General features: G+C 65.2%; 24 protein-coding genes and 2 tRNA genes. 15 read left to right on the top strand and 11 right to left on the bottom strand.

Features of this window, described 5'->3' with window-relative positions; translation table 11 throughout:
* The first annotated feature begins 34 nt into the window (after window positions 1-34).
* Both H5V44_RS04355 and H5V44_RS04350 read left to right on the top strand, forming a co-directional pair.
* The gene (locus H5V44_RS04355; protein ID WP_185191881.1) at window positions 35-1,081 is read left to right on the top strand and encodes an Mrp/NBP35 family ATP-binding protein; all 1,047 of its coding nucleotides are present in this window, start codon (window positions 35-37) and stop codon (window positions 1,079-1,081) included.
* A gap of 48 nt (window positions 1,082-1,129) precedes the next feature.
* Complete coding sequence (locus H5V44_RS04350; RefSeq protein ID WP_343067676.1) at window positions 1,130-1,765, top strand: uracil-DNA glycosylase; 636 nt, start codon at window positions 1,130-1,132, stop codon at window positions 1,763-1,765.
* A 94-nt stretch (window positions 1,766-1,859) separates the two neighbouring features.
* Here the strand turns inward: H5V44_RS04350 and H5V44_RS04345 are convergent, their stop codons facing one another.
* On the bottom strand, window positions 1,860-3,743 hold the full coding sequence (locus H5V44_RS04345) for a pentapeptide repeat-containing protein (protein ID WP_185191880.1): 1,884 nt from the start codon (window positions 3,741-3,743) through the stop codon (window positions 1,860-1,862).
* A 143-nt stretch (window positions 3,744-3,886) separates the two neighbouring features.
* Between H5V44_RS04345 and H5V44_RS04340 the strand changes: the two genes are divergently transcribed.
* Entirely contained in the window at window positions 3,887-4,648 is a 762-nt protein-coding gene (locus H5V44_RS04340; protein ID WP_185191879.1) for a DUF2064 domain-containing protein, read from the top strand.
* 404 nt (window positions 4,649-5,052) lie between these two features.
* Here the strand turns inward: H5V44_RS04340 and H5V44_RS04335 are convergent, their stop codons facing one another.
* The gene (locus H5V44_RS04335; protein ID WP_185191878.1) at window positions 5,053-5,598 is read right to left on the bottom strand and encodes a hypothetical protein; all 546 of its coding nucleotides are present in this window, start codon (window positions 5,596-5,598) and stop codon (window positions 5,053-5,055) included.
* A 200-nt stretch (window positions 5,599-5,798) separates the two neighbouring features.
* Between H5V44_RS04335 and H5V44_RS04330 the strand changes: the two genes are divergently transcribed.
* A complete protein-coding gene (locus H5V44_RS04330) occupies window positions 5,799-6,233 on the top strand; it encodes a DUF5518 domain-containing protein (protein WP_185191877.1) in 435 nt (144 codons plus the stop codon).
* 264 nt (window positions 6,234-6,497) lie between these two features.
* Here H5V44_RS04330 and H5V44_RS04325 read toward each other — a convergent pair whose 3' ends face one another.
* The 3 genes from H5V44_RS04325 to H5V44_RS04315 all read right to left on the bottom strand — a co-directional run bounded on the left by H5V44_RS04325 (window position 6,498) and on the right by H5V44_RS04315 (window position 10,422).
* A complete protein-coding gene (locus H5V44_RS04325) occupies window positions 6,498-6,860 on the bottom strand; it encodes a hypothetical protein (protein ID WP_185191876.1) in 363 nt (120 codons plus the stop codon).
* Between the two features lie 190 nt (window positions 6,861-7,050).
* Window positions 7,051-7,629: a CPBP family intramembrane glutamic endopeptidase gene (locus H5V44_RS04320; RefSeq protein ID WP_185191875.1), complete on the bottom strand. Its 579-nt coding sequence runs from the start codon at window positions 7,627-7,629 to the stop codon at window positions 7,051-7,053.
* A gap of 204 nt (window positions 7,630-7,833) precedes the next feature.
* Window positions 7,834-10,422, bottom strand: coding sequence for a hybrid sensor histidine kinase/response regulator (locus H5V44_RS04315; RefSeq protein WP_185191874.1), 2,589 nt, complete (start codon window positions 10,420-10,422; stop codon window positions 7,834-7,836).
* Window positions 10,423-11,137: 715 nt separating this feature from the next.
* On the opposite strand from H5V44_RS04315, the gene H5V44_RS04310 reads away from it, so the two are divergent.
* Both H5V44_RS04310 and H5V44_RS04305 read left to right on the top strand, forming a co-directional pair.
* Window positions 11,138-11,221: transfer RNA gene (locus H5V44_RS04310), tRNA-Ser, on the top strand.
* 112 nt (window positions 11,222-11,333) lie between these two features.
* The gene (locus H5V44_RS04305) at window positions 11,334-11,633 is read left to right on the top strand and encodes a DUF5785 family protein (protein ID WP_185191873.1); all 300 of its coding nucleotides are present in this window, start codon (window positions 11,334-11,336) and stop codon (window positions 11,631-11,633) included.
* Window positions 11,634-11,642: 9 nt separating this feature from the next.
* On the opposite strand, the gene H5V44_RS04300 is transcribed toward H5V44_RS04305, so the two are convergent.
* Both H5V44_RS04300 and H5V44_RS04295 read right to left on the bottom strand, forming a co-directional pair.
* Window positions 11,643-13,898: an amino acid permease gene (locus tag H5V44_RS04300; protein ID WP_343067675.1), complete on the bottom strand. Its 2,256-nt coding sequence runs from the start codon at window positions 13,896-13,898 to the stop codon at window positions 11,643-11,645.
* Window positions 13,899-14,195: 297 nt separating this feature from the next.
* Complete coding sequence (locus H5V44_RS04295; protein WP_185191872.1) at window positions 14,196-14,582, bottom strand: hypothetical protein; 387 nt, start codon at window positions 14,580-14,582, stop codon at window positions 14,196-14,198.
* Window positions 14,583-14,710: 128 nt separating this feature from the next.
* On the opposite strand from H5V44_RS04295, the gene H5V44_RS04290 reads away from it, so the two are divergent.
* The 7 genes from H5V44_RS04290 (at window position 14,711) to H5V44_RS04260 (ending at window position 20,200) form a co-directional block, all read left to right on the top strand.
* Window positions 14,711-15,349, top strand: coding sequence for an adenylate kinase (locus tag H5V44_RS04290; RefSeq protein ID WP_185191871.1), 639 nt, complete (start codon window positions 14,711-14,713; stop codon window positions 15,347-15,349).
* A 91-nt stretch (window positions 15,350-15,440) separates the two neighbouring features.
* Window positions 15,441-16,355, top strand: a complete 915-nt coding sequence (locus H5V44_RS04285; RefSeq protein WP_185191870.1) for a DUF106 domain-containing protein — start codon at window positions 15,441-15,443, stop codon at window positions 16,353-16,355.
* A gap of 136 nt (window positions 16,356-16,491) precedes the next feature.
* A complete protein-coding gene (locus tag H5V44_RS04280; protein ID WP_185191869.1) occupies window positions 16,492-16,770 on the top strand; it encodes a DUF1648 domain-containing protein in 279 nt (92 codons plus the stop codon).
* Window positions 16,771-17,094: 324 nt separating this feature from the next.
* The gene (gene cmk, locus H5V44_RS04275) at window positions 17,095-17,673 is read left to right on the top strand and encodes a (d)CMP kinase (protein WP_185191868.1); all 579 of its coding nucleotides are present in this window, start codon (window positions 17,095-17,097) and stop codon (window positions 17,671-17,673) included.
* 22 nt (window positions 17,674-17,695) lie between these two features.
* Window positions 17,696-18,604, top strand: a complete 909-nt coding sequence (locus H5V44_RS04270) for an RNA-guided pseudouridylation complex pseudouridine synthase subunit Cbf5 (protein ID WP_185191867.1) — start codon at window positions 17,696-17,698, stop codon at window positions 18,602-18,604.
* Between the two features lie 72 nt (window positions 18,605-18,676).
* Window positions 18,677-18,747, top strand: a tRNA-Pro gene (locus tag H5V44_RS04265).
* A gap of 703 nt (window positions 18,748-19,450) precedes the next feature.
* Window positions 19,451-20,200, top strand: a complete 750-nt coding sequence (locus H5V44_RS04260) for a DUF502 domain-containing protein (protein WP_185191866.1) — start codon at window positions 19,451-19,453, stop codon at window positions 20,198-20,200.
* Window positions 20,201-20,272: 72 nt separating this feature from the next.
* On the opposite strand, the gene H5V44_RS04255 is transcribed toward H5V44_RS04260, so the two are convergent.
* Window positions 20,273-20,746 carry a hypothetical protein gene (locus H5V44_RS04255; protein WP_185191865.1) on the bottom strand — a complete coding sequence of 158 codons (474 nt, stop codon included), beginning with the start codon at window positions 20,744-20,746 and terminating at the stop codon, window positions 20,273-20,275.
* Between the two features lie 150 nt (window positions 20,747-20,896).
* On the opposite strand from H5V44_RS04255, the gene H5V44_RS04250 reads away from it, so the two are divergent.
* Together H5V44_RS04250 and H5V44_RS04245 are read left to right on the top strand one after the other, a co-directional pair.
* Entirely contained in the window at window positions 20,897-21,349 is a 453-nt protein-coding gene (locus H5V44_RS04250) for a hypothetical protein (RefSeq protein WP_185191864.1), read from the top strand.
* Window positions 21,349-21,855 (top strand): metal-dependent hydrolase, encoded by a 507-nt coding sequence (locus tag H5V44_RS04245; RefSeq protein ID WP_185191863.1) that lies wholly within the window; start codon window positions 21,349-21,351, stop codon window positions 21,853-21,855. The genes H5V44_RS04250 and H5V44_RS04245 overlap by 1 nt, the downstream gene beginning before the upstream one ends.
* On the opposite strand, the gene H5V44_RS04240 is transcribed toward H5V44_RS04245, so the two are convergent.
* From H5V44_RS04240 to H5V44_RS04230, 3 genes are all read right to left on the bottom strand, one after another.
* On the bottom strand, window positions 21,843-23,159 hold the full coding sequence (locus tag H5V44_RS04240; RefSeq protein WP_185191862.1) for a hypothetical protein: 1,317 nt from the start codon (window positions 23,157-23,159) through the stop codon (window positions 21,843-21,845). The genes H5V44_RS04245 and H5V44_RS04240 overlap by 13 nt on opposite strands.
* A 106-nt stretch (window positions 23,160-23,265) precedes the next feature.
* Entirely contained in the window at window positions 23,266-23,676 is a 411-nt protein-coding gene (locus H5V44_RS04235; RefSeq protein WP_185191861.1) for a hypothetical protein, read from the bottom strand.
* Between the two features lies 1 nt (window position 23,677).
* Window positions 23,678-24,382: an RAD55 family ATPase gene (locus tag H5V44_RS04230; RefSeq protein ID WP_185191860.1), complete on the bottom strand. Its 705-nt coding sequence runs from the start codon at window positions 24,380-24,382 to the stop codon at window positions 23,678-23,680.
* Between the last annotated feature and the right edge of the window lie 36 nt (window positions 24,383-24,418).

The following is a 24,418-nucleotide window of genomic DNA, read 5'->3' as shown; positions in this document are numbered from 1 at the left end:
AAGTCTTATCGCCCGCTCGCGCCCACTCGGGGGTATGAACGACGACGCCGTCCGCGAGCGCCTCCGGTCGGTCACGGACCCGGAACTCGGCGACGACATCGTCTCGCTCGGACTGGTCAACGCCGTCGAAGTCGACGACGACGCCGGGACCATCCGGATCTCGCTCGCGCTGGGCGCCCCGTACTCCCCGGTCGAGACCGAGATGGGATCGCGGGTCCGCGAGGTCCTCGACGATACCGGCTACGATGTCGACCTCTCGGCGGGGGTCCCCGCCGAGGTCGACCCCGAGGAGGACGTCCTGCCCGGCGTCGAGAACGTGATCGCCGTCGCCAGCGGGAAGGGTGGCGTCGGAAAGTCGACGGTCGCGGTCAACCTCGCCGCCGGGCTGGCGAAGCTGGGCGCCCGGGTTGGCCTGTTCGACGCGGACGTCTACGGGCCGAACGTCCCGCGGATGGTCGCGGCCGACGAGGCCCCCGAGACTACCGACGACCAGACCATCGTGCCGCCGGAGCAGTACGGGGTCAAGCTGATGTCGATGGCCTTCCTCGTCGGCGAGGACGACCCCGTGATCTGGCGGGGGCCGATGGTTCATCAGCTCCTGACACAACTGGTCGAGGACGTCCAGTGGGGGGAACTCGATTACCTCGTGCTCGATCTCCCGCCCGGCACCGGCGACACTCAGCTGACTGTGTTGCAGACCCTCCCGCTCACGGGCGCGGTGATCGTCACGACGCCCCAGGAGGTCGCGATCGACGACGCCCGGAAGGGCCTAGAGATGTTCGGCAAACACGACACCACGGTGCTCGGGATCGTGGAGAACATGTCGTCGTTCCGGTGTCCGGACTGCGGGTCGACCCACGACATCTTCGGAACCGGTGGCGGGGAGGCGTTCGCCGCCGACAACGACCTGCCGTTCCTGGGGTCGCTCCCGCTCGATCCGTCGGTCCGGACCGGCGGCGACGGGGGGCGACCGGTGGTCCTTGACACGGGCGACACCGGCGACGCGTTCCGCGTGATGACCGAGAACACCGCGGATATGGTCGGTGCGGTGCGGCGGCGGACGGCGTCGAGTCGCCGATAACGACCGTCGGATCCGACGGTTTTTGTCCGCGCGCCCGGTACATAGGCCGTGGACGCCTCCCAGGACTCCCTCGCGAACCCGTTCAGTATGGACGCGGAGTGTCGGAACTGTGAGGCGCTCTGTGACGTCCGAACGAACGTCGTCCACGGCTACGGCGACGTCGGCGCGGAGTTCTGTTTCGTCGCCGAGCGCCCCCACTCCGGCGCGGACCGGACCGGCGTCCCGTTCACCGGCGACGACGCGGGCCGCCGGCTCCAGCGGATTCTCGGGGAGTTGGGCTTTGCACGCTCCGACCCCGACGCCGCGGAGCCGGACCTCCAGAACGTCTTTCTGACGTATCTCACCCGGTGCCGTCACCCCGACCGCCAACCCACCGACGCGGAGATCCGGACGTGCGAGCCGTATCTGAACGCCGAACTCCGGATGATCAACCCCGAGATCATCGTTCCGATCGGCCAGCGGACCCTCGACGCCTTAGCGACCGACTACACCACGAACCAACCGGGCGACGTCGACGTCGCTGAGGCGCACGCGACCACCGTGCGGGGCCGGGGATTCGAGTTGGTGCCGATGGTCGCACTGGAAGAGCAGACTGACGCTCAGACCGAGGCGTTCGTCGACCACCTCTTAGAGAACGTGTTCTCCCGGGACTACCGCCAGACGAAGGGGCGGCGCGGACGGTAGGTCGCGGCGGCGTCGTGGCCCGCGGTCGGGGTCGGCGACGTGCCGCGTAGGCTCACCGGTCTCCCGACCGACTCGCGGGCCGCCGCGGAGCGCCTCACCGGGCCGTCCGCCGGCCGAGGACGAAGATGAGGAGCGCGATCAACACCGCCCCGGCGAGCGACTCCAGGCCGACGAGGATCCGCGACCCGGTGCCCGTCGGGAACAGGTCGCCGTAGCCGATCGTGCTGAACGTGATGACGCTGAAATAGAGGCTCCGGGCGAGCGTCGACGCCACCTCGCCCGCGGCGAGGTCGCCCCCGGTGAGGTCGCCCACGGTCAGCCGGAAGGTCTCGACACCGTCTCCGGGGGCACCGGACGCGAACCCGCCGACGAAGGGGTACAGCAGGGCCGACAGCAGGATCACGCCCACCGAGAGGGCGACGACGCGCCGGACGCTCTCGCCGTGGCGGGTCAGGGCGCCGGACGCGGTCAGCACGCACCACCGGCCGCCGTATCCGAGGGCGGACGCGAGCGTGTCCGCCGCCAGGGTCAGCCGGGCGTAGTGGGACCGCTCGGCCTCCTGCTTCCGGACGTGGAACCGCCGGGCGTCCTCCGAGAGGGCGTTGTCCTCGTGGAGGCGCTCCAGCCGGCGGTGGACCCACGCGCCGGCCTCGTGGGTGCTTTCGGTGGTGTTCGCGAACCAGCCGTCGAGGTCGGGGCGCCGCTCGTACAGCGTCGTCGAGTCGAATGTGGTCTCGGCGTTGATCCGGGTGTCCGTGAGGTCGGTCTGGTAGAGCCGCGCGTCGCGGAAGTCGGCGCCGCGCAGGTCGGCGTGCTCCAGCACGGCGTCTTCGAGGTTCGCGCCCTCCGGGCGGCGATCCGCGGGCGTGAGGATATCGCGTGAGGTGAGGAGACCCGGGTCGATGGCGGCGGGATCGACCGCGAGGTCGGGATCGGGGTCCGGCAGGACCGACGGCAGCAGGGAACCCGCTCGCGAGCCACCGGCGGCGTGCCGGCGTCCGAGTGGGATAGTCGTGCGCGGCGGGTCGGTGAACTCGGCGTCCCTGGCGTCGACGTCGCTCAGGTCCGCCTGCCGGGCGTCGACGCCGTTCAGGACCGCCTCTCGGAGGTCCGCGTCGGTGAGGTCGGCTTCGGAGAGGTCCGCGTCGGTGAGGGCGGCATCGAAGAGGTCCGCGTCGGTGAGGTCGGCTTCGGAGAGGTCCGCGTCGGTGAGGTCGGCATCCCAGAGGTCCGCGTCGGTGAGGTCGGCATCCCAGAGGTCCGCGTCGGTGAGGTCGGCATCCCGGAGGTCCGCGTCGGTGAGGTCGGCCCGGCGGAGGTCCGCGTCGGTGAGGTCGGCATCCCAGAGGTCCGCGTCGGTGAGGTCGGCCCGGCGGAGGTCCGCGTCGGTGAGGTCGGCCCGGCGGAGGTCCGCGTCGGTGAGGTCGGCCCCAGGGAGGGACGCGTCGGTGAGGTCGGCAGAGCGGAGGTACGCGTCGGTGAGGTCGGCAGAGCGGAGGTACGCGTCGGTGAGGTCGGCCCCAGGGAGGGACGCGTCGGTGAGGTCGGCAGAGCGGAGGTACGCGTCGGTGAGGTCGGCAGAGCGGAGGTACGCGTCGGTGAGGTCGGCGCGGTAGAGGATCGCGTCGGTGAGGTCGGCGCTTTCGAGGTCCGCGTCTCCGAGATCAGCGCCACGCAGAATGGCACCCGCAAAATCGACGGCATCCTCCAGCGAACGCCCGCGAAGGATCGCGCCGTCGAGCAGTTCCCCCGCCGGCGAGGTCCGGTCGGCGATGTCGTCCGGCACGCGCGCCTCGGCCAGGGCCTCGACCGTCTTCTCGTCGGTCGCCTCCGGATCCGCGTGCCACACGCACCGCCCGGCGTCCGCGACGGGCTCTCGGACGCAACAGGACTGGGCAATCGGCTCATCCGTTCCTTCCACCCGCTCACAGTCCGCCGGCCACTCGTACCCGCACCACGCCGACCCCGACCCAGCCATACCCGAACGTGCTCGTGGCGCGAAATAATAGCTTCCCCGCCGGGCGCGCGGGCCCCGCGGGTGGCAGACCGGCGTCGCGAGCGTCCGCGGGCCTCACGCCCCGAAACGCCGGGTTCAAGACCGCCGGTCGCCGATTGGGGGATATGACCGTCGTCGCCGTTCTCGCCGACCCGCCGCGTCCCGGACTCGCACTTCCCCGGCTCGCCGACACGAGCCCGCTGTCGGCGGCGGAGGCGGCGTCGCTCTCGGCGGCGATGCTGAAGGACACCCTCCGGGCGGTCGAGGCCTCCGGCGGCGATCTGCTGGTGAATTACCGCCCGGACGACCTGCTTCCTGACCGCCACGTCGACCCCGACGAATCCGCGTCGGAGTCGCTCCGCGCGCTCGCCGAGGCCGCACTCGAGGACCCCGATTCCGCCCGCTTCGAGGTGCAGGTCGGGTCGACATTTTCGGCGCGGGCCGGTAACACGATCACCCACCTGCTCGACAGGGAAGGAGTGCAGTCGGCGGCGGCGGTCCGCGGGGACGCCCCCCTGCTCAAGCGGTCGACGATCGACTCGGCGGCGATGAACCTCCGGACCAACGAGGTCGTGCTCGGGCCGTCGACCGACGGCCGGGTCTACTTCGCCGGCTTCACCGCCCCAGTCGACTTCGAGGCGGCGTTCGCGACGCCCGAACTGGAGACGCTCGTCGACGGCGCCAACGACGCCGGCCACGACACCGAGTTTCTGGCGATGCAGCCGACGGTCCGGACCGGTGCGGATCTCGCGACCCTCGTGTCCACGATTCGGGCGCGGTGGCAGGCCGGACGCGTCGTCCCCGAACACACCGCGCGGTTCGTCGTCGACAACGGGCTCACGGCCGTCGACGACGGCGACGGCAGTCCGACGGTCGTGCGGGACTGACAGCAGCCGGCACCGCGCGTCGAACCACCACAGGCTCGTAGGCGCGGGGGCGAAGGATTTTGTGTGGTGGGATGGCGGAGTGGACTGACGCGCCTGGCTTGAGAGCGGGTGGCCGGAAGGCGTCTCACGACAGACGCTTCATCTCCGCGCCGTCTTTCGATTCCGTGGCACTGCAGGGAACTGTCGAGTCGCCCGTACTGCGGGTACGCTTCATCTCTGTTGATTCGGCGGATCAGATCCCCGGGAGTGTGGCCTCGAGCTAATCCAAGACAGATTGATTATCCGTTATGGAGGCTAAGCGGGATGATGTTTATTCCGGGAGTTCACGGCCGAATTAGCCACAAGACCCTGCCTGCTTACTGTGTAATCTATGTCATTTCTATCTATACAGGAATTTCCCCTGTCTATCCACAGTCTGTACAGACCTCTTTATTTACATTCCAGCAGTCCATACAAACCCACTCGGCACAGCCATCGCATTGCGTGAGGAACTCTTCCCCCTCATTGCGATTTTGCTTAATTTCTTTAATTCGTGAATGAGGTAGCTTCACCAGCCCACCATCGTCAACGCTACTCGCATCAGACGCTCCTTTTGCTGCCCCTGCCGCATTAGAGACGGCCATAACAGGGTTTCCTGTAGCAGCGCCAATGACGGCTTTACTACCTTTCAGAGCCGGTTTAATGAGCTTGGAATACTGCTTTTCTTCGAGAGGCCCAAGTTCCGTCCCGCAGTTTCCACATATAAAGAACCTTTTCTCACTTGTCAGGGTGGCTTCCTTGCGCGTTTCTGGCTCTGCAAGTGGTTTCTTGAATTTTGTCTTTGTCTCATCTACCTTCCCGAGGGCAGTCGAGATCGAGTTGGCCCTTTTTTCATCTGCTTTCTTTTTCGCCTCTGATACTTTCTCTTTTGCCTCACTTGCTTTGTCTTTAATGTCATCGAAACGTCCCATATTACCGAAATATTGGGTCTATCTATGTTAAATTCTATCCTGAGACTGGTAACCGAGTACCCTGTACTGACCGACCCGACCTGATCAACTCCGGAGACGTAGTGTGTGAGAGGCGCGTGGGTGACCGGGTATGGATACAATGTCAGTTTTATTCATCCGGGTGTTTACTTGGGTGCCGCCGTGAGTGGTCTCCAAGGATAATGTCGGGTCTCAGTCACCGGGTTCCGAAGAGATTGCTGCAATGGAAATACGGGCTTATCGGTGGAGGAGTGGCTCTTCCGTGTACTGCGTTCAGCTATTGGCAGACCGGGTCCGAGGTCTCGCTGGGAGCGGTGGTGTTCGGCGGACTCCTGACCGGGTACGTACTCGGTCGGTCGAACAGCGACACAACTCGCGCAGGGATCCAGGTCGGGATCGTCGGTGGGCTTCCGATTCTCTGGGCCGTATTCGACACGTATGTCGCGGTAACGGGGTTCACCCAGCCGGAATGGGTCACGCTCGCACAGGGCCTGTTCCTGATCGCATTTACCGTCGTCGGGTTTGGGATCGCCGCGGTTGTCGGCGAGGTAGGCGTCCGGATCGGGACGTGGCTGGCGGACACCGTCGAGAGTCGCCGCAACCACCCGACGCAGTAAACGACGACGCGTCGGGATGATCGTCCCTCGATAGCTTCTCACTGAATCGGCTGTTCATACTGTCGGCTATAGTCCCGTGACGGATTTCGACACCCCGGGGTGTCGAAAATCTTCACGTAGTTATAGCCAACAGTATCAGTAGGCCTGCGTATTGACTGCGTATGTGGTGAAGTCGTTTCAGAGCCTGTCGTGGACTTGTTCTCGGAGCATTGATCTCGCCCAAATGTAGCGAACGGTTTCTCGGTGAGCGTGTATATCAGGTAGTCAGCCGCTACCGGATTGATCGTTGTACACGGTGCCGGTTGGATCCCAGATGAGATCGATAACAGCACCGGTACCTAAGATCATAAACAGGATCGGGAGATCCGTAGGCACCCCGACAACGTACACCACAGTACCAGTTACACCAAGCGGGATAGCAGCGTAGCGTTTGAGGTGAGAGATCCGTACGATGGTGTTCAACGCGATACTTAACGCGTATACAGTCAGCATCCCGAGAAGCAAAGTCTGTAGCTCGTCGTGTCCACGCACTACCGCCCGGACAGTAAGTGCACCACAAACCACACTGAGAACCGCAAAAAGTAATACCCGGAAATCTCCCGGCCTGGATTTGATCTCGGAGGGCATACGTCACACATAGAACCGCATCAGTAAATATGAATTCGGACCGTACCGGGCCATCCGTGAAGGATCTGTACTGAGAACTCCCCGAACCCCGGAGGGGTTGGGAACGTCTCTATAACGCGCTGACTTAGCGAAACGCCCCAGCAGCGGTACACTGGAGAGGCACGTTCTCTATTCGTTTGAGCGCGACCAGTTAGTCAGCGTGGGTTTGCCCACCAGACGACAGCTCGCTGAGTTGGCCGGGGATGTTGGGCAGGCTTCCATCCCGCGTCAACGTCTGTGATCCGGCGTACAGCGCGATGAGCGACGCGCAGAGCAGATAGAATGTCGCGTCTCCCGATATGGTATTGAATACAGCGGGCACGTCTCCAGCAACATCCTCGATGCGGGGCATATTGTGGGACGCGTGGGCGACCATCACGACCGGCAACGCCCCCTCGGTGTTGTTGTACAGCCAGCCGAGAATGACCGACATAACTGTGACACTCAGCATATATTCCCGGAAAACGGTGAAACCGCCGGTTCCGGTGAGGATCATCGGGACGTGCCAAAGCCCCCAGACGACGCCAATCACTAAACTTGCGTGGAGCGCACTGAATCGCTGCTGGAGACGGGGCTGTAGGAAGCCACGCCAGCCCAATTCTTCCAGTGCACCAGCCAGAAACAGCGAGACACCGAATGTGAAGATGTAATCACTGATCCGAGCGTATGGAACCACCACGTCAGCACCGAGAAGCACCGCAACTATAGTAGCGTTTGCAACCAGTTGCAAACCCTACTATACCTTGTATGCTACAACTACCAATCAATAAACAATTTCAACGGTCAAAGGCGCGTTTGAGTGATGTCCCCCTGAACGTTCAGGAGTAGGTTTCATACTGTCGGCGATAGTCGCGTGACGGATTTCGACACCCCGGGGGTGTGGCAAATCTTCACGTAGTTATAGCCGACAGTATGAATACACAGCGTGTATCGGTCACACTTCCCTTTCGACGCCTTTGATTTCAAACCGTGCTCCACCCTGCTGGCTCTCGGTCACGGTAATTTCCCAGCCGTGAGCGTCAGCGATCTCCTTAACTATTCGCAGGCCGAACCCGGTTCCATCTTCCGTAGTCGAGTAACCCGCCTCGAATATGTCCTCGCGGTCGGACTCGGGGATTCCGGGCCCAGTATCTGCCACGAAGAAGCCGTCGTCCACCTCTCCGACGAGAACAGCCACGTCATTACCGCCGTGTTCAACGGCATTACGGAACAGGTTCTCGAACAACCGCTGGAGGCTACTGCTATCGGCACGGATGGTTAGCCCGCTTTCAGTATTCAATTCGGCCGATCCGGTCATAACAGTTCGCCAACTCCGCTCAGCCACGTGTGATAGCACTACCGAGTCCGTCTCACCGATCTGCTCACCCTGTCGTGCCAGCGTCAATGTGTCATCAACCAGCGTTTGACATCGGTCAACTGCGTCAGCCGCGTCGGCGAGGTGCTCGCTGTCGCAGTCGTCATGGGCCAATTCTAACCGTCCCTCTGCGACATTCAATGGATTTCGAATGTCGTGACTGATGATACTGGTAAACTCATCCAGACGCTTGTTCCGACGTTTAAGCTCCTGCTCCCGACGTTTTCGTTCGTTGATGTCGCGAGTGGAACCGACAATCCAGTCTACATCCCCGTCCACTTTGACCGGTGTGATATGTGTTTTCCAATGGACAAGTCCGTCGTCGGTCGGTGAGTCCCTGTTCGGAACTTGCTCCTCGGCGAGCGTCTCCTCGTAACTGAGTGACTCTTGTGTTTCGATACACTTACGATACTTATCCTCGATCCTTTGTCCACGAGCCTCACCGAAGAGTTCCTGCGGTGTCTTCCCCCGGAGATCATCGTTTGAGAGACCAGTTGCCGACTCGAACGCCTGGTTCACCCGCTTGACGATGAATTCGTCGTCCGAGTGCTCGATAATGAATAACATGTCTTGCGCGTTCTCGAACAACGTCTCGGTTTGCGTAAGGGTATTAATTCGCTCTTTTTGATCTGTGATGTCCTGTACGTATCCGCGCACTACCTCCGTATCCTGCTGTTGGACACGCTGACCGTGTGCGGTGACCCACCGCTTTTCCCCATCTGCTCTGGTCACTCGCACGTCCGTGGTGTACGGCTCACCGGTTTCGAGACACGCTTCAAACTGCGTTCTGAGTTCGTCCCTATCTTCTGGATGATAAAATTCAAGCGCTTCCTCTAACTGAAGATCGAATTCGGGATCAAGACCGTATATTCGGAGCTCGCCAGCAGTGTGCGTTGCCTTGTCCTTTTGTGGGTCGTATTCCCACGCACCGATCTCGGCCAGCCGCTCCATCTCAGCCATCAGATCCTGGGTTTGTTTCAGTTCCCGCTCGCGTTGTTTGCGGTCGGTAACGTCACGCGCAACGATGGCCACGGCCTTGCTCACGGTCTCGTCCAGGGAGTTCTGACTCGGCGAAACGCGTGAGAATCGGTGCTCAAAGACCGATTCCGAACCGCCAGCAGTCACCGTCAGTTCGACTGGATCCGGCTCCTCTTCCTCGCGGTCGTTTAGTGCCGTAGCAAGCGCCTGTTCGAACTCCGCGACACCGGAGTGGTCGGCAGCGTACTGCTCGACAAACGGCATAATGGGTTCGCCGTCAACTTCCCGGGCTGTGAGGCCAACGTTGTTGAGCGATTTCTCGTTCGCATAAACGATCTTCAGATCCTGATCTACTACGAAAACCGCATCGTTGATGCTTTCAACCAAGTCCCTGTACTGGCTAAGCTGCCGTTCGCGTTGTTTATACTCGGTAATATCAGTAATTGCGCCTCTGACCTTTGTTACCCCGCCGTCGGCTATGACGGGCGTCATCGTGATATCGACGTGCCGATGAGTGTCAGCAGCAGAGTGTAACCGCCATACTCCCTCCACTTGCTCCTGCGTCTCGATAACGGCATCCGCCGCTGCACGGATCTCGCCCCTGTCATCAGGGTACCAAAACTCCTGAAACCGCTCAAACGGCATCCGCTGGCGCGCTACCCCCAAGAGTTGTCGTCCCCCAGGGGTTAATGCCAGTTCGTCGGTGGCAACATCGAGTTCCCAGCCCCCGGTGTCGCCAGCAGACTCAGTGAGGCGCATCAACTCCTCCTGCCTCTCGGCTCGTCGTGCCTCGCGTCGCGCCTGAACAGCATTTTTTATTCGGTTAGCCAACAGTTCGTACTGTTCGGTACCAGCTTGTTTTTGTAGATAATCGGTGACGCCGGCAGAAATGGCGTCACTAGCGAGTTCCTCACTACCTTTGCCAGTAAAGAGTATAAACGGGAGATCAGCGTGTTCCTCCCGAACGGTCCGCAAGAATTCAAGCCCATCTATACCCGGCATATCGTAATCCGAGACGACGCAATCCGGGGGGCGGTCGGTGAGGTGTTGTAATCCTTCGCTGGCGCTGGTGACACTCTCGACGGTAAACCGGTCGTCCTCGCGTTCGAGAAACGTCTTGGTTAACTCAGCAAATTCTGGGTCATCATCAATCTGGAGAACGTGGATTTGCGATCGATCATTCAGAAGCATAACTGAACGGTTTTTCTAGGCGATGATAAGAAATTTGCGGACAATATAGTGACCGAAAACATCGCGTGGTACTGTACTGAGTGGATCCTCTACATCCGGTACAGCACTCCTGTCGGCTTCTGAGGGACTCAGTGAGAAATCCAGTCCTCGCGGTGAAGATCAAACGTAGTAGCGTTTGCAGGTCTGCTCACTCGATCGCCCGACGGCGTGCGATCGGATGTGCAACCGCTACTATACCGTCTGACATCCTCCCACGAGTGAAGTCGTGGGGTTCCCGGTCACAGACCGGGCGTCCCACGCCGGGAGGTTCCCCACTCGTGGCACCGCACGGTGGGGTTGTGGGCCGTGCCAGTGCGGCCCCCTGCTCGGATAGCGGGCTTCATCTACCCCCGCAAGGGGTGCATATCCTTACCCGAGACTCGGCAGCACAATCTACAACACGAACTGTTGTAGTCGGTTCGGGCGGTGTCGGATTCATCCCACGGCTAAAGCCGTTGGCCCTCTCCTCGAACCACTGTGACCGCAGTCGCAGTCCGACTCGGCGCACCTGACGGGTTTCGGGATCGGGCTTCTGGTACTGTCGGCTATAACTACGTGAAGAGTTTCCACACCCCCGGGGTTCCGAAATCCGTCACGCGACTATCGCCGACAGTATGAGACCCTGTGTGTGTGAATCGATAGTTCTTAGTTGCCGACTCACGGACTCATCGGATGTGGTGGGATGGCGGAGTGGACTAACGCGCCTGCCTTGAGAGCAGGTGGCCGGAAGGCCTCCTGGGTTCAAATCCCAGTCCCACCGATTCTCGGAGTGGACGATCGCGAGCACTGTCGCGGAGTCGGCGGGCTTGAAGCGGAGACAGCGCTGTCCGCCGATTCGTAACGGCTTTGCCGCGGCCGGCTAACGTACGAGTATGGACTGGCCACACGACCCCGACGGCGAGCTCGGCTCCGAGGGCCGGCGCAAGTACGGCCACGCGGTGCTCGCGAAGAAGGTCGACGAGGAGACGGACTTCCCGCTCTCCCGGGACGCCTACGTCGAGCAATACGGCGACCATCCCGTCCGGCTCGACGACGAGCGGGTGGTCTCGGTCGCCGACATCTTCGAGGGGGTCGACACAGAGGAGTTCGAGGACTTCGTGGAGTTCCACAAGGCGGTGGGGCGGGCGATGCGGGCGAACGGCTACTGGTTCTACGAGGGGAGCGAGGCGTAAGCTCGGGCGTTAGCGCCGGCCGAGCAGGCGTTCGAGGATCGACCGGTCGCGGGCGCGCTCCGCGAGCAGAACCGTACACTCGACCTCGTTGAGCACGTCGAGCACGAGCGTCCCGGAAACGAGCCGCGAGAGCAACCCGCGCTCGGTCGCCCCCACTGCAAGCAGCGACGCGTCCTCGGCGTGACGCTCGATTGCGGCCTCGATGTCGCCGGTCTCGACGATGCGGTTCGCGTCCGGGAGGCCGTTGTCGGCCGCCCACTCCGCGAGGAACGCCTCGCCGGTCTCGATGTCGTCGGCGACGTGGAGTAACGATACCTCCGCGTCGTACTCGGCTGTGAGCGCCGCGGCGACGCTCGCCGACAGCTCCGAGTCGGGGCCGCCGGCGGTCGGGAGCAGGATCCGCGAGGGGTCGAAGCCGCGGTCCTTCATCACGAGGAAGTCACACGGCAGCAACGACGCGAGTTCGTCGATCGCGCTCTCGGCCCGCCCGGGCGCGCCGTGGGAGCTCGGCCCCCACCCCATCACCGTCAGGTCGGCGTCGTACGTGCCCGCAGCGTCAAATATCTCCTCGAACCCGCGGTGTGAGAGCACCGTATGCGTCTCCACCGGCACGTCGAACGCCGCCGCGTCCTCCCTGGCGCGGTCGAGCAGCGCCTGCGACTCGGAGAAATCCATCTTCTCGCGGGCGGACTCCAGTGCGGTCTGGTCGGGCACCTGCTCGATGTGGACCGCCACCAGGGTGCCGTCGTGTTGCTTCGCGATCGCGCTGCCCAGCGTGATCAGGGCGGTCTCGCTTTCGGGGTTCGCGAGCGGGACCATCACCCGGTAGTCGCCGCCGTCCGGCTGGACCGACGTCGCGGCCGACACGGCCGCCTCGGGCAGTTCCTCCGACCGGCTGAGGATGTACTTCCCGAGGATACCCTGTTTGGTCGCCCGGCTGCGGGCGTAGACCAAGTACCAGACGATGGCCGCGGCCGCGACGACGAAAGAGAGGAGCCGCGCGTCCGGTTCGACGTAGATGAGAAGCGCAAACGAGAGGACGGTCCCCAGGATCGGCACCACCGGGAACAGCGGCACCGTGAAGTCCGGCTGGTAGTCCTCGGGGTCGATGTACCGCATCGCGATGAGTGCGACGTTCAGGAGGCCGTAGATGACGAGATGGAGCCCCGAGGCGGCCCCCGAGAGGAGGTTGATGTCGGCCACGAGGATGAACACGAGGATCAGCCCGCCGGTGATGGCGATCGACCGGTAGGGCGTGCCGAATCGGGGGTGGATCTCGTTGAGCGAGGGCGTGACGATCCGGTCCCGCCCCATCGCGAAGTTGATACGCGAGGAGGCCAGGATCGAGGCGTTCGCGCTGGAGGCGGTCGCGAGCAGCCCCCCGAACAGCAGCGCTCCACCCATCACCGCACCCTGGATCTGGCGGCCGACCTCGACGACGGCGATCCGCCGGGTCTCCCCGGGCGCGACATCGGTCACCAGATCGGCGATGAACCCCTGGGGGACGGCCGCACTCATCACTACGAGCACGAGGGCGTAGATCACCGTCACGAGGACGACGCTGCCGATGACCGCCCGCGGGAGGTTCTTCCCGGGCTCTTTGATCTCCTCGGCGACGCTCGTGATCTGGACGAAGCCGAGGTAGGAGACGAAGATGAACCCGGTCGTGCCGAGCGTCTCGGTTACCGTGCTTGTCGCCGGGAGGTTCGCCGGGTCGGCCTGGAGCGTCCCCAGGAGCGTGAACACCGCGAGGATGCCGACGAGCACGACCACGATGACGTTCTGGAGCCGCCCGGTCTCCTTCGCGCCGACGTAGTTGACGAGGACGAAGAACGCGCCGCCAAGCAGCGCGGCGATGGTCACCGCGTCGAGGCCGACGGCCCCGATCCCGATCCGGCCGCTGACGCCGAAGATCCGGGAGATGTACCGGCCGAACCCGACCATATAGAACGCGCTGGCGAAGGCGAGGCCGAGCCAGTTCGCCCAGCCGGTGACGGAGCCGAGCAGCGGCCCCAGCGCGTGGTTGACGTAGTAGTACGCGCCGCCAGAGCGCGGCATCGCGGTCCCGAGTTCGCTGGCCGACAGCGCGGTGAACATCGCGATGACGCCGCCGAGGACGAACGCGACCGACGCGAACGACCCGGCCCGGAGGACGGCCTCCCCGGGCAGCACGAAGATTCCAGCCCCGATCATCGTCCCGACGCCGATGGTGAGCGCCGCGAGCGGACCGAGATCCTTCGCGAGTTCCCCCTCCTCCCCGCTCACGCCTGCTCACTCCCCGAGCAGTGCGTCGCGACCCGGGCGTCGTCCTCCGGGGTCACCGGCGGCCAGCCACGAACACGAATGACGGTCACGGAACAGAGGTTCGTCGGCATCGTGTATATGGGTTCTCATAGCAACGACACGCGTCGGGCGCCGTCCGAGCCGGTCGCAACGGGCGGTTTCGAGCCGCCGGCGACACGCGAAACGGCCGGCGGCTGATACTGTCGGCGATAGTCGCGTGACGGATTTCGACACCCCGGGTGTCGAAAATCTTCACGTAATTATAACCGACAGTATGAATCAGACCTCGGCGACCCACGCCCGGTACGTCTCCGGCCGGTCGTAGACGTCGAGAAAGACCCGGTCTGCGAACGTCGCGAGCCGGTTCGGGTCCGAGCGGGCAGTGATGCGGGCGTTCGTCCCCTCGGCCGTCTCCGGCGACTCGAGCTGTTCGACCCGGAACTCCGGGAACTCCCCGACCAGCGTCTTCAGGTCGTCGAGTTCGGCGTCGGTCACGTCGACGTTGAACGTGTTGTCGCCGAACTGGAGCCACGGCCGGGGCGCGTCGTCGTCCTCGGCGTCGGCTTCGAGCGTAACGAACGAGCTGGCGCGGGTGCGGTGGGCGGCGATGGCTTCCGCGAACAGCTTCCGGCGCTCCCTGGGGTCGTCGGCGTCGAACCTGGTCATACTCGTCTCTCCGGCCGCGCCCGTGAAAAGGTTCGGCGGCACACGTCACCGCGTGGCGGAGTACCGGAGCCGACGCACACGCCGACAGTTTTCTTCAACGTTATACGGACGGGGTGGGACCTGCAGGTATGGGCAAGCACATTCTGCTCTTGGGCCCGCCGGGTGCCGGCAAGGGAACGCAGTCGAAACGGCTCGCCGCGGAGTTCGGCATCGAACACGTGACGACCGGCGACGCGCTCCGCGCCAACAAGGGGATGGACATCGGCGATATGGACACCGAGTACGACTCCCCGGGCGAGTACATGGACGCCGGGGAGCTCGTCCCCGACAAGGTCGTCAACGCCATCGTCGAGGAGGCGCTTTCGACCGCCGACGGCTACGTGCTCGACGGGTACCCCCGGAACCTCGATCAGGCGGAGTTCCTCTCGGAGATCACCGACCTCGACGCCGTCGTCTACCTCGCGGTCGACGAGGAGGTGCTGGTCTCGCGGCTGACCGGCCGGCGCGTCTGCGAGAACTGCGGCGAGAACTTCCACGTCGAGTTCGAGCCGCCCGAGGAGCCGGGCGTCTGCGACGAGTGCGGCGGCGACTTAGTGCAGCGGGATGACGACACCGAGGAGACCGCCCGCGAACGCCTGCGGGTCTACGAGGAGAACACCGCGCCCGTGGTCGAACACTACCGCGAGGCGGGCGCGTTGACCGAGGTCGACGGCGAGGCACCGCCCGACGAGGTGTTCGACGCCGTCGTCGACGCCGTCGAGTCCTGATCGACGGCACTCTCCGGTCGGCTCCGTGTGGCACCCGGTGGCGTATTCAGAGTAAAAGGTTCATTACGGGTGGACAGCTACTGGATTGTAGATGCCGCAAATCGAATCGAAGGTCCGCACGCTGGTCGACGGCGACCGGGAGATGCGGGACGCCGTCGAAACGGTCCTCGACCGGGCCGACGACGGCGACGTCAAGTGGCTCGACGTGAAGGGTGAGCTCTCCTCGGGGCAGTGGGGCCGCCTCATCGAGAAGGGAATCCTCGTCGAGGGCGAAGAAGGGTTCACGTTGGCCGACGCGGAGGCGACGCAGGCCGGCCTCGGACCCGCAACAACCGACGACGACTCCGGAGGCGGCGGCGACGTCGCGGACGACGACGGATCGTCGTGGTCGATGTACGACAAGGGCGCGGCGGTCGTGACGCTGGCGCTGTTCGTCGGCTACTCGTGGAAGCCGCTCAGAGACGTCATCGGGACGGTGATGGACGTCCCGCTGAGCCCGCTCGAGGAGATGTTGCCGTTCTACGCGGTCGTGATGGTCCTGGCGCTGGCCACCGGGCTCTATTCGACGCTCCTGCAGGCGAACCTGATGGACATGGACAAGATGTCGAAGTACCAAGAGCGGATGCAGGAGATCCAGGAGCGCCGGAAGGAGGCCAAAGAGGCCGGCGACGACGAGGCGCTCGACGAGATCCAGGAGGAACAGATGGACGCGATGGGCGACCAGCTCGGGATGTTCAAAGAGCAGTTCCGCCCGATGGTGTGGATCATGTTCCTCACCATCCCGGTGTTCCTGTGGATGTACTGGTCGATCGGCGTCGGCGCGAACGCCAGCGCACAGACGACGCTGGACGCCCTGGTGCTTCCCCTCGTGGGTCGGGTCGAGTGGACGGAGTCAGTGCTGGGGCCGATCCAGGCGTGGATCGTCTGGTATTTCGTCTGCTCGATGGGCTTCACCCAGATCATCAGAAAGAGCCTGAACATCGACATCTCGCCGTCGACGTCCTGAGACGGCAGGCGTCGGGGACGCGCGTCCCCTCGGCCGCCGTTCGGGCGCTCCGGAACGGCGAATCCCCTGCCGACGGGGCACAGCTCCGGACAGCCATCCGCACGCGATATTCTCGTCGCCGACGTTCGGAGGTGATATGAACGGACTCGGAGCCCTCCTCACGCGTCAGAGGACGGTCGCGGCCGGCGTCGCCGTCGCGCTGGGTCTGCTCGGCACCGCCCTCCACCCGTCGCTGCCGGATCCGATGGCGATCCACTGGAACGCGGACGGCGAGGGTGACGGGACTGCCTGCAAGCCGTTTGCGGTCTTCCCGATGTCGGCGATCGTCGTTGGGATGAGCCTCCTGTTCGAGTTCTCCGGCGCCGACACCCACGATCGGATCGTCGGCTCGGTGGCGATGTTGCTTCTATCGTAGCGTTTGCAACTGATTGCACATCCGATCGCACGCCGTCGTGCGATCGAGTGAGCGAAGACTTGCAAACGCTACTATATTTGTGGTCCAGGTGATAGTGTTCCTGGTCAACCGCGGCATCGACGTGCCGATCGTACTCGCGCTGGCGCTGGTCGCGCTCGCAGTCACGTACGAACCCCGGTAACGCGGGACACGTCGCTCGTCGGCCGAGGGGGACCGCGTCGCTGCGCCCGGAACACACGGGTCACGGCCACCGCGTCGACGTGTCGGCGGCGACCGACGCCTCGCAAAGACAACCTCTTTTACCCGCCTGCACCCAGAAGTGGTATGTTGTTGACCGTCTCCGGTCCCCCGGGGGCCGGAAAGAGTACGACCGTCGCCGCCCTGGCCGACGCGTTCGACCTCGAACACGTCAGCGGCGGCGACATCTTTCGGGAGCTCGCCGACGAGCGGGGGCTGACGGCCGTGGAGTTCAATCGGCTCGCCGAGGAGGACGACCAGATCGACCGCGACCTCGACCGCCGGCTTCGGACGATCGCACTCGAACGCGACGACGTTCTCCTGGAGTCGCGACTGGCGGGGTGGCTCGCGGGCGACGCCGCGGACCTTCGATTGTGGCTCGACGCGCCGATCGAGGTTCGTGCGGCCCGGATCGCCGGGCGGGAGGGGAAGTCCGCGGAGACGGCGCTGACCGAGACCCGCGAACGCGAGGAAAGCGAGGCGCTCCGATACCGCGAGTACTACGGGATCGACATCACGGACCTGTCGATCTACGACATCGCGCTGAACACCGCGCGATGGAGCGAAGCCGACGTTCCGGAGATCCTGACCGCAGCGGTCGACGCGTACGATCCGGCGGCCGACGAGGGGAAACATCCGGTCGACGGCGTCTCCTACGACTTCTGATGCCGATGGGAGGGAACCGCGCGTGACCGACCGCCGAAGCGCGCCCGGGGAGCGGTCCGTCGACGAACTGCTCGCCTTCGGGGTGGTGAACCTCGACAAGCCGGCCGGCCCCTCCGCCCACCAGGTGTCGGCGTGGGCTCGCGACGCCGCTGGCGTCGACCGGGCGGCCCACGCCGGGACCCTCGACCCGAAGGTCACGGGGTGTCTGCCGATCCTCCTGGGTGATGCCACCCGGGTCGCGCAGGTCTTCCTCGAAGGGACGAAGGAGTATATTGCGGTACTCGAGCTCCACGGGCCGGTGCCCGCGGACTTCGAGAGCGTGGTTTCGGAGTTCGAAGGCGAGATCTACCAGAAGCCGCCGCGGAAGAGCGCTGTCACCCGACGCCTCCGCAGCCGGACGATCCACGACCTCGACGTGATAGAGACGACGGAGCGGCAGGCGCTCCTGCGGATCCGGTGTGAGAGCGGGACCTACGTCCGGAAACTGTGTCACGATCTCGGCCTCGCGGTCGGCACCGGGGCGCATATGGGCGATCTCCGGCGGACCGCGACCGACCCCTTCGACGACACCAACCTGGCCTCGACGGCGGACCTGACGGACGCGCTGGCGTTCGCAGCCGAGGGCGACGAGGAGCCGCTCCGGGAGGTGGTCGCTCCGGCCGAGCGCGCGCTGAGACACCTCCCGCAACTCACCGTCGCCGACTCGGCCGCCGAGCAGATCGCGGAGGGGGCGCCGGTGTACGCCCCCGGTGTCGTCGACGCCGACGCGGCGGTGGAGTCTGCCGCGGCAGAGGGAGGTGACTCCGACGCCGAGACCCCGCTCGTGGTCTGTGTCACGCCCGACGGAACCGCGGTCTGTCTCGGCCGGCTGGTCGGGAAGCCCTCGGCCGACCGGGGGACCGTGGTGTCGCTGGAACGGGTGCTGGTCTGAGCTGGTGATCACCGCCCCGGGCGGGAAAACGAAGCACTTAACGGTGAACCAGGCGTTCGATCTGATGTACGCGGGACCGTGGGGTAGTGGTATCCTCTGCCGATGGGGTCGGTAGGACCTGAGTTCGACTCTCAGCGGTCCCACTTCCGTTCTACACGGCGAACTGTACACGCACAGACTCCTTTCCCCGGCCGTACCGGGGGCTGCGATGCTGATACTGTCGGCTGTAACTACGTGAAGAGTTTCCACACCCCCGGGGTGTCGAAATCCGTCACGCGACGATAGCCGACAGTATGAGAGACCCGATCGGGCACCGGTCGGGCCCGTAACGTCGCGATCGATCACTCGTCGTCTTCGCTGTCCTCCGTGGGCAGGCGGCGGACCGGCTTCAGCCAGCTGGGTTTCGCGATGCGACCGGGGTACGCGAACGGGTCGTATGCGATGGCTTCGACCGTGCCGGGGTGACTCCCCTCCCGACCGGCGACCCGACGCCAGAGCCCGACGACCCCGGCCCCACGAGCAACGCAGCCAGCGCGACACTCCCGAGGTCGTCGAGCCCACCCACGATCAGCGCCAGGATCGACACGGGTCCGGCCAGCGAGACGACGTAGAACGGATAGATCAGCGACCGACCCCTCGACGCTCCGGTCCATCGTCACGGGCGGAGCGGCCGAGGAAGCCTACAGTTCTTGTGTACGTGTGGGTTCGACGGCGGCGGTCCGGACGCGTCTGTCGGCCCCGAACCGTGCCACCGGTTCCGCCGATCGGTTCGTGGTGACTCACGACTGCCCGTGGCAACACCAACGGGGAAACAAGAGTTTTGCCGACGAGGTGAGTCGCCGGCGTATGGGCTCCAGAGAGCACGCACCGCAGTACCTCTCTACCTTCCGGGAGTGGTTGCTGACCGGCGTCGCGCTGACCATCCCGCTCGTGATCACGATTCTCGTGTTGGGGGTGGTGCTGAACTTCCTGCTGAACGTCGTCTCGCCGGCGGTGACCCTGGTTCGGATCATTCCCGGCGTGTCGCCGGTCGTCGAGGGGTTGGTGATCCAACTTATCAGTCTGGTATTACTTTTGGCCTTCCTCGTCGGCGTCGGCGCCGTCGCCCACGTGACCGAGCGGAGCTACGCGCCGAAGGTCCACACGACGATCGAGCGGATCCCGGGGATCGGGGAGCTGTACCGGACGTTCCGCCAGATGGGGGATATGCTGACCGACAGCGACGCCCGGACCTTCCGCGAGGTGAAGTTAGTCGAGTTCCCACACGAGGGTGCCTACTCGCTGGCGTTCGTGACTGCCGACACGCCCGAGCAGATCCAGACCTCCGCGGGGGAGTTGAAGATGCAGACGCTGTTCGTGCCGCTGGCCCCGAACCCGATGATGGGCGGGTTCCTGGTGAACTTCGCGGCGGATCAGATAACCGACATCGATATAACCGTCGAGGAAGCGATCCAGTCGATCGTCACGAGCGGCGCCTCGATCGAGGTGGCCGACCGCGGCCGCGACCGCCCGATCACGATGGACGAGCTGGGCGAGATCGCAATGGACCCGATCAACGACGAGTTCGACGAGGCCGACGGCGACAGAAGTTCCTGACGGGAGCCATCGGCCGCGAGTGGCAGATCGGCATCTCCGACCTCCTGCCCGCGAGGCCCTCGTTCGACGGGCTCAGAGAAGAAGTGCCGCGATGCCGACCAGCGGCGCGAGAACGAGCAGGTAGACCGCGGCTTCGACGCTCCAGGCCCGCCGGATCGCCGACAGCCGCTGGCGGGGGAGGCCGCGGGACCGCGGTAGCACGACCACCGCGAAGAACCCGACCATCAGTGGGTAGCAGACGGTGGCCGCAGCGACGACCGCGGGAAGTCCAACGCCGACGACACGGGACGCGACGAGGTACAGCCACACGAACAGTGGCCCGGTAAGCACCCCGGCGACGTAGTGGACGGCCGACGCGACGCCGCCCGGGGCACGGTCGGGGTCCGTGTTCGTCAGGACGCCGCTTGCGACCTGCGGGGGCGTCGTCCCCTCGTCGATCCGAGCCATCACGACATCCATCGCCAGCGTGGCGACGGCGCCGGCGCCGACGCCGAGCGCGAACAACAGCGGAACGGACAGCGGCGCCGAGACCTGCAGCGGAGGCATACCCGTCGTTCGTCCGATCGGCGTATCAGTTCTGCGGACGCGTTCCGACGTCCGGCAGTTCGCCCGAGTGAGGGCCAGCGGTACACCAAGCGCGGGACCGATCCGTCGGCGAGGGGCAGATATAATCCGGGACCGCCCGAATCCGGAGGCGTGCGACGATCCGTGCTTCTGGTGGCGCTCTGTCTCGCGGCGGTTGCGCTCGTCGTCGGGTTCGGCGCGCAGTTCAACGGGACGGACGCCTACCCCGACGCCGCGGAGATCGACGCCGACTACGGCGCCCACGTCGGGGAGAGCGTGCATATCTGGGGGGAGGTTACCGCAGTCGACGGCGAGGGCGTCGTAGTCACCGCCGGAACCCTCTCGTTGCGGGTGACCGAACCGGCGGGTGGGAACGTCGAGGTCGGGGATCAACTCCAGGTGTACGGACAGTTGCGGCCCGATCGACGGCTCCGGACGACCGCTTACCACGTCCAGTCGCCCGGCGAACTCCGGCGGATGTACCTCGTGTCGATCCTGGGGATCGCACTCGCCGGGGGGACGTTCCTGCGACGGTGGCGCGTCGATTCCGACCGGTGGGCGTTCGTGCCGCGGGAGGGGGAGTGATGCCCGACTTGCTGACGCACGTCCTCGTTGCCTACGCCGTCGGCGGTGTCGCGGTGAGGTGGACCGACGCTCCCGACCGGAATCTCCCGCTCCTGCTCGTCGGCGCGGCCGCGCCGGACGCGATGAAGGCGTCGGTGTTGCTCGATGTCCCCGTCGGGACGGCGTTCGGGATCCCGTACTCGATGTGGGGGCTGCACACCCTCGGCGGGGTCGTCGTCCTGAGCGGCGCCGGAGCGTTGACACTGAGCGCAGGGGAGCGCCGCAGCGGGTTCGGGGTGCTGGTCTGTGGCGGGTTGAGCCACCTGGTCTTGGACCTGTTCGTGGTTCGGGTCGACGGCGTCGCGCCGCCGTATCTCTTCCCGGTTTCGGGGTGGCTGCCGCCCGCGGCGAACCTCTATGCCAGCACGGACCTGTGGACGATCCCGGTGGCTGTGGCGCTCGCGCTGCCGGTCTGGGTTGTCCGGCGGCGGTCGCGGAGTGCGTCCGCAAGCGATCAGACCGCGTAGGACGCCCCTGTGCTCTGCCCGCCGACCTTGCCCGAGAAGTTGCTGGTTTCGGGGATCGAGACGACGGCGTCCGTCATCCAGCACCCCTCGTAGTCGCCGTCCTCGATCTTGCGCAATCGGAAGTAGTACTGGCCCGTCACGTTCCCGTCCTCGCGGGTGAGCACCTGCACCTGCGCGTAGTCGTCGCTGGACTGGATCGGGGTGTACTGTACGCTGTCGTACGACAGCATCGGGCTGTAGGTCGGGTTTTTGATGATGCGAGCGAACTCCTCGAGGGTCGGTATCGCCTGTCGGTTCCGCTGGGATGCGAAGCGGCGTACCGTCCGGATGCCGTCGTCCGTCGTGTTGTTGTTGTACTTCAGCGCGTTCATCTGGATCTGGACGACGTGGAGGAACGATCGCTCGCAGGTCGGAACCGGGCGGACGTTACGCTCCACTTCGGTGTCGTTGGCCAGCGGTCGCGCCCCGTCCCCGCGTTCCTCACCCGGCGTCGGGGTCGCGGTGATCGCGCCGCTCGCGTCGATTGGCGCCCGGGACCGGCGGCGGATCTCCGCCTCCGACAGCGTCCCGCCGTCGGTGGCCGGGACCGGCGCCGCGAACGCGCCGGCGTCGCCGTCCGGGGAGACCTCCGCGGCGTACACCACGCCGCCCGTCACCGCCAGGATCGTCGCCGCGAGCACCGCGACGACGACGAGCCCCGCACCGCTTCGCGTCGCCGCGTCCGACCCGTCTTCGCCGTCCGAGGTCGGGGAGCCACCGGGTTCGGCCGCCGGCTCCGGAGTCGCCCCGGTCGCTGCCGTGGCCGTCGCATCGTCGGACGCCGGAGCCGTCTGCTCGCTCGACGCGGTCGAGCCCGGGTCCGAACCGCCGACGGGGGCGTCGCCCGTCTCGTCGGTTTCAACTGTCGGCGTCGGCTCGGGCGCGTACGACTCCGAGCGCGCCGGCATCCCGAGCCACTCCTCGGCGATCGACTCCGCGGCCTCGGGCGAGACGGAATAGAGGAGCTGCTGTCGGAGGTCCGCTGTCGTCCGGACGGGCACGTCGTCGTCGGCGGTCGAAACTCCATCGGGGACGACGACGGCGTCCGGGATCGGATCCGTGTCGTCGAGTGCGACGGCCTCGGGGGCGACGAGGAGTCGCTCCCGGTCGGCGCCGTCGCCGACGGTGACGGCCGGCGGGTCGACGTCGACCGTCCGGCCGGCTGCGGCTTCGAGGCGGGCGACGAACCCCGCGAGCGCGTCGCGGTCCAGCCGGTCGACGGCGTCGGCGAACACCTCCGCGGGGATGGGCGCGCGGTCAGTCACGGGATACCACGATCCGATTAGGTGAACTGGGGCACGTAGCTACTTCGCGTTTGCGGCTCCACCGACGGTGGCCATCGAGACCCACGACACGGCCGAACGGGGCCGATCACTCCTCGTCGCGTTCGAGTAGCGACGGGAGCCGAAGCCGGCCGAGATCGTCGCCGTCGAAGCCGTCCAGAAGCGACGGTCGATCGGTCGCGCTCGGCCGCCCGGAGTCGACGCCGTCGATCGACAGCGATTCCGGCGACGGCGCCTCGGAGGTCTCGACGAGTTCCTCCCAGGCGTCCTCCTCGGAGTCGTGGTGTATCCGGGTGTCCTGTACCGTCCGCTTTCCCTCCTCGTAGGCCAGATCGAGGACGGTCCGCTCGTAGGCGCTCGATGCGAGCCCCCGGATCCGTTCCCGCTCCGGGTGGTTCTCGTAGCCGAGCTCGGCGGCGATTCCGAGGGCGTACATCCGTCTGCTGGCCTCCTCGCCCGAGAGCGACTCCCAGTCGGTGTCGAATGCGCGTTCGTACATCTCAGAAATCCACGCGTTTGGTCGGGTCGATCACCAGCCCCTCGTCGGTGAACCGCAGCGACCGGATGTCGCAGTCGATGTCGGTCCCGCGCATCTTCACGACCTGGATCCCGCGGGTCATCCCGGTCGCCTCCAGATAGTTGTGGAAGAAGACGACGCCGTGAGCCAGGAAGTGCTCGTCGGCGTAGGCGCTGGGGTCGGTCATCTCCGAGATCAGCAGCGTCGTCGCGTCGCAGGATTTCAGCGCGGTGAGAAAGCGCGTCATCTCGGCGTCGCCCTCCGCGAAGAACATATCCAGAAGCATCGTGGAGTCGATCACCAGCCGCTCGATGTCCCGGGCGTTGACGAACGCGACCAGCTTGTCCGACAGCGCCTGGACGCTCGACGGCCCGCTTCCCCCTGACGACTGGCTCAGCAGCCGCTCGGCCCGCTTGCTTGTGAGGTTCACGAACCGGAACTGATCGGAGGTCGCGAGCGTTTCGAACCCGAAGTCGTAGCTGGACATGTCCTCGACGAGCTCCTCGCGGGACTCGTGCATCGTGACGTACAGGCAGTTCTCCCCGTTTCTGAGCCCCTCGGCGACGAACTGCGCGGTGAACGTGGTCTTCCCGCTGCCCGGGGGTCCCGAGAGGACGTACAGCCGCTCCGGGAGGAACCCGCCCTGGACGAGGTGATCGAAGCCGCTGACCCCACTCGGTATCCGCATACGCGGCTTCTCACGATCCCGACTCATAACGGTTCC

It is taken from the genome of Halobellus ruber, assembly GCF_014212355.1.
In the GTDB taxonomy this organism is placed as follows: Archaea; Halobacteriota; Halobacteria; order Halobacteriales; family Haloferacaceae; genus Haloquadratum; species Haloquadratum rubrum.
Note: the sequence above shows the minus strand (reverse complement) of the source record. Positions and strands in the feature narration are given on the sequence as shown.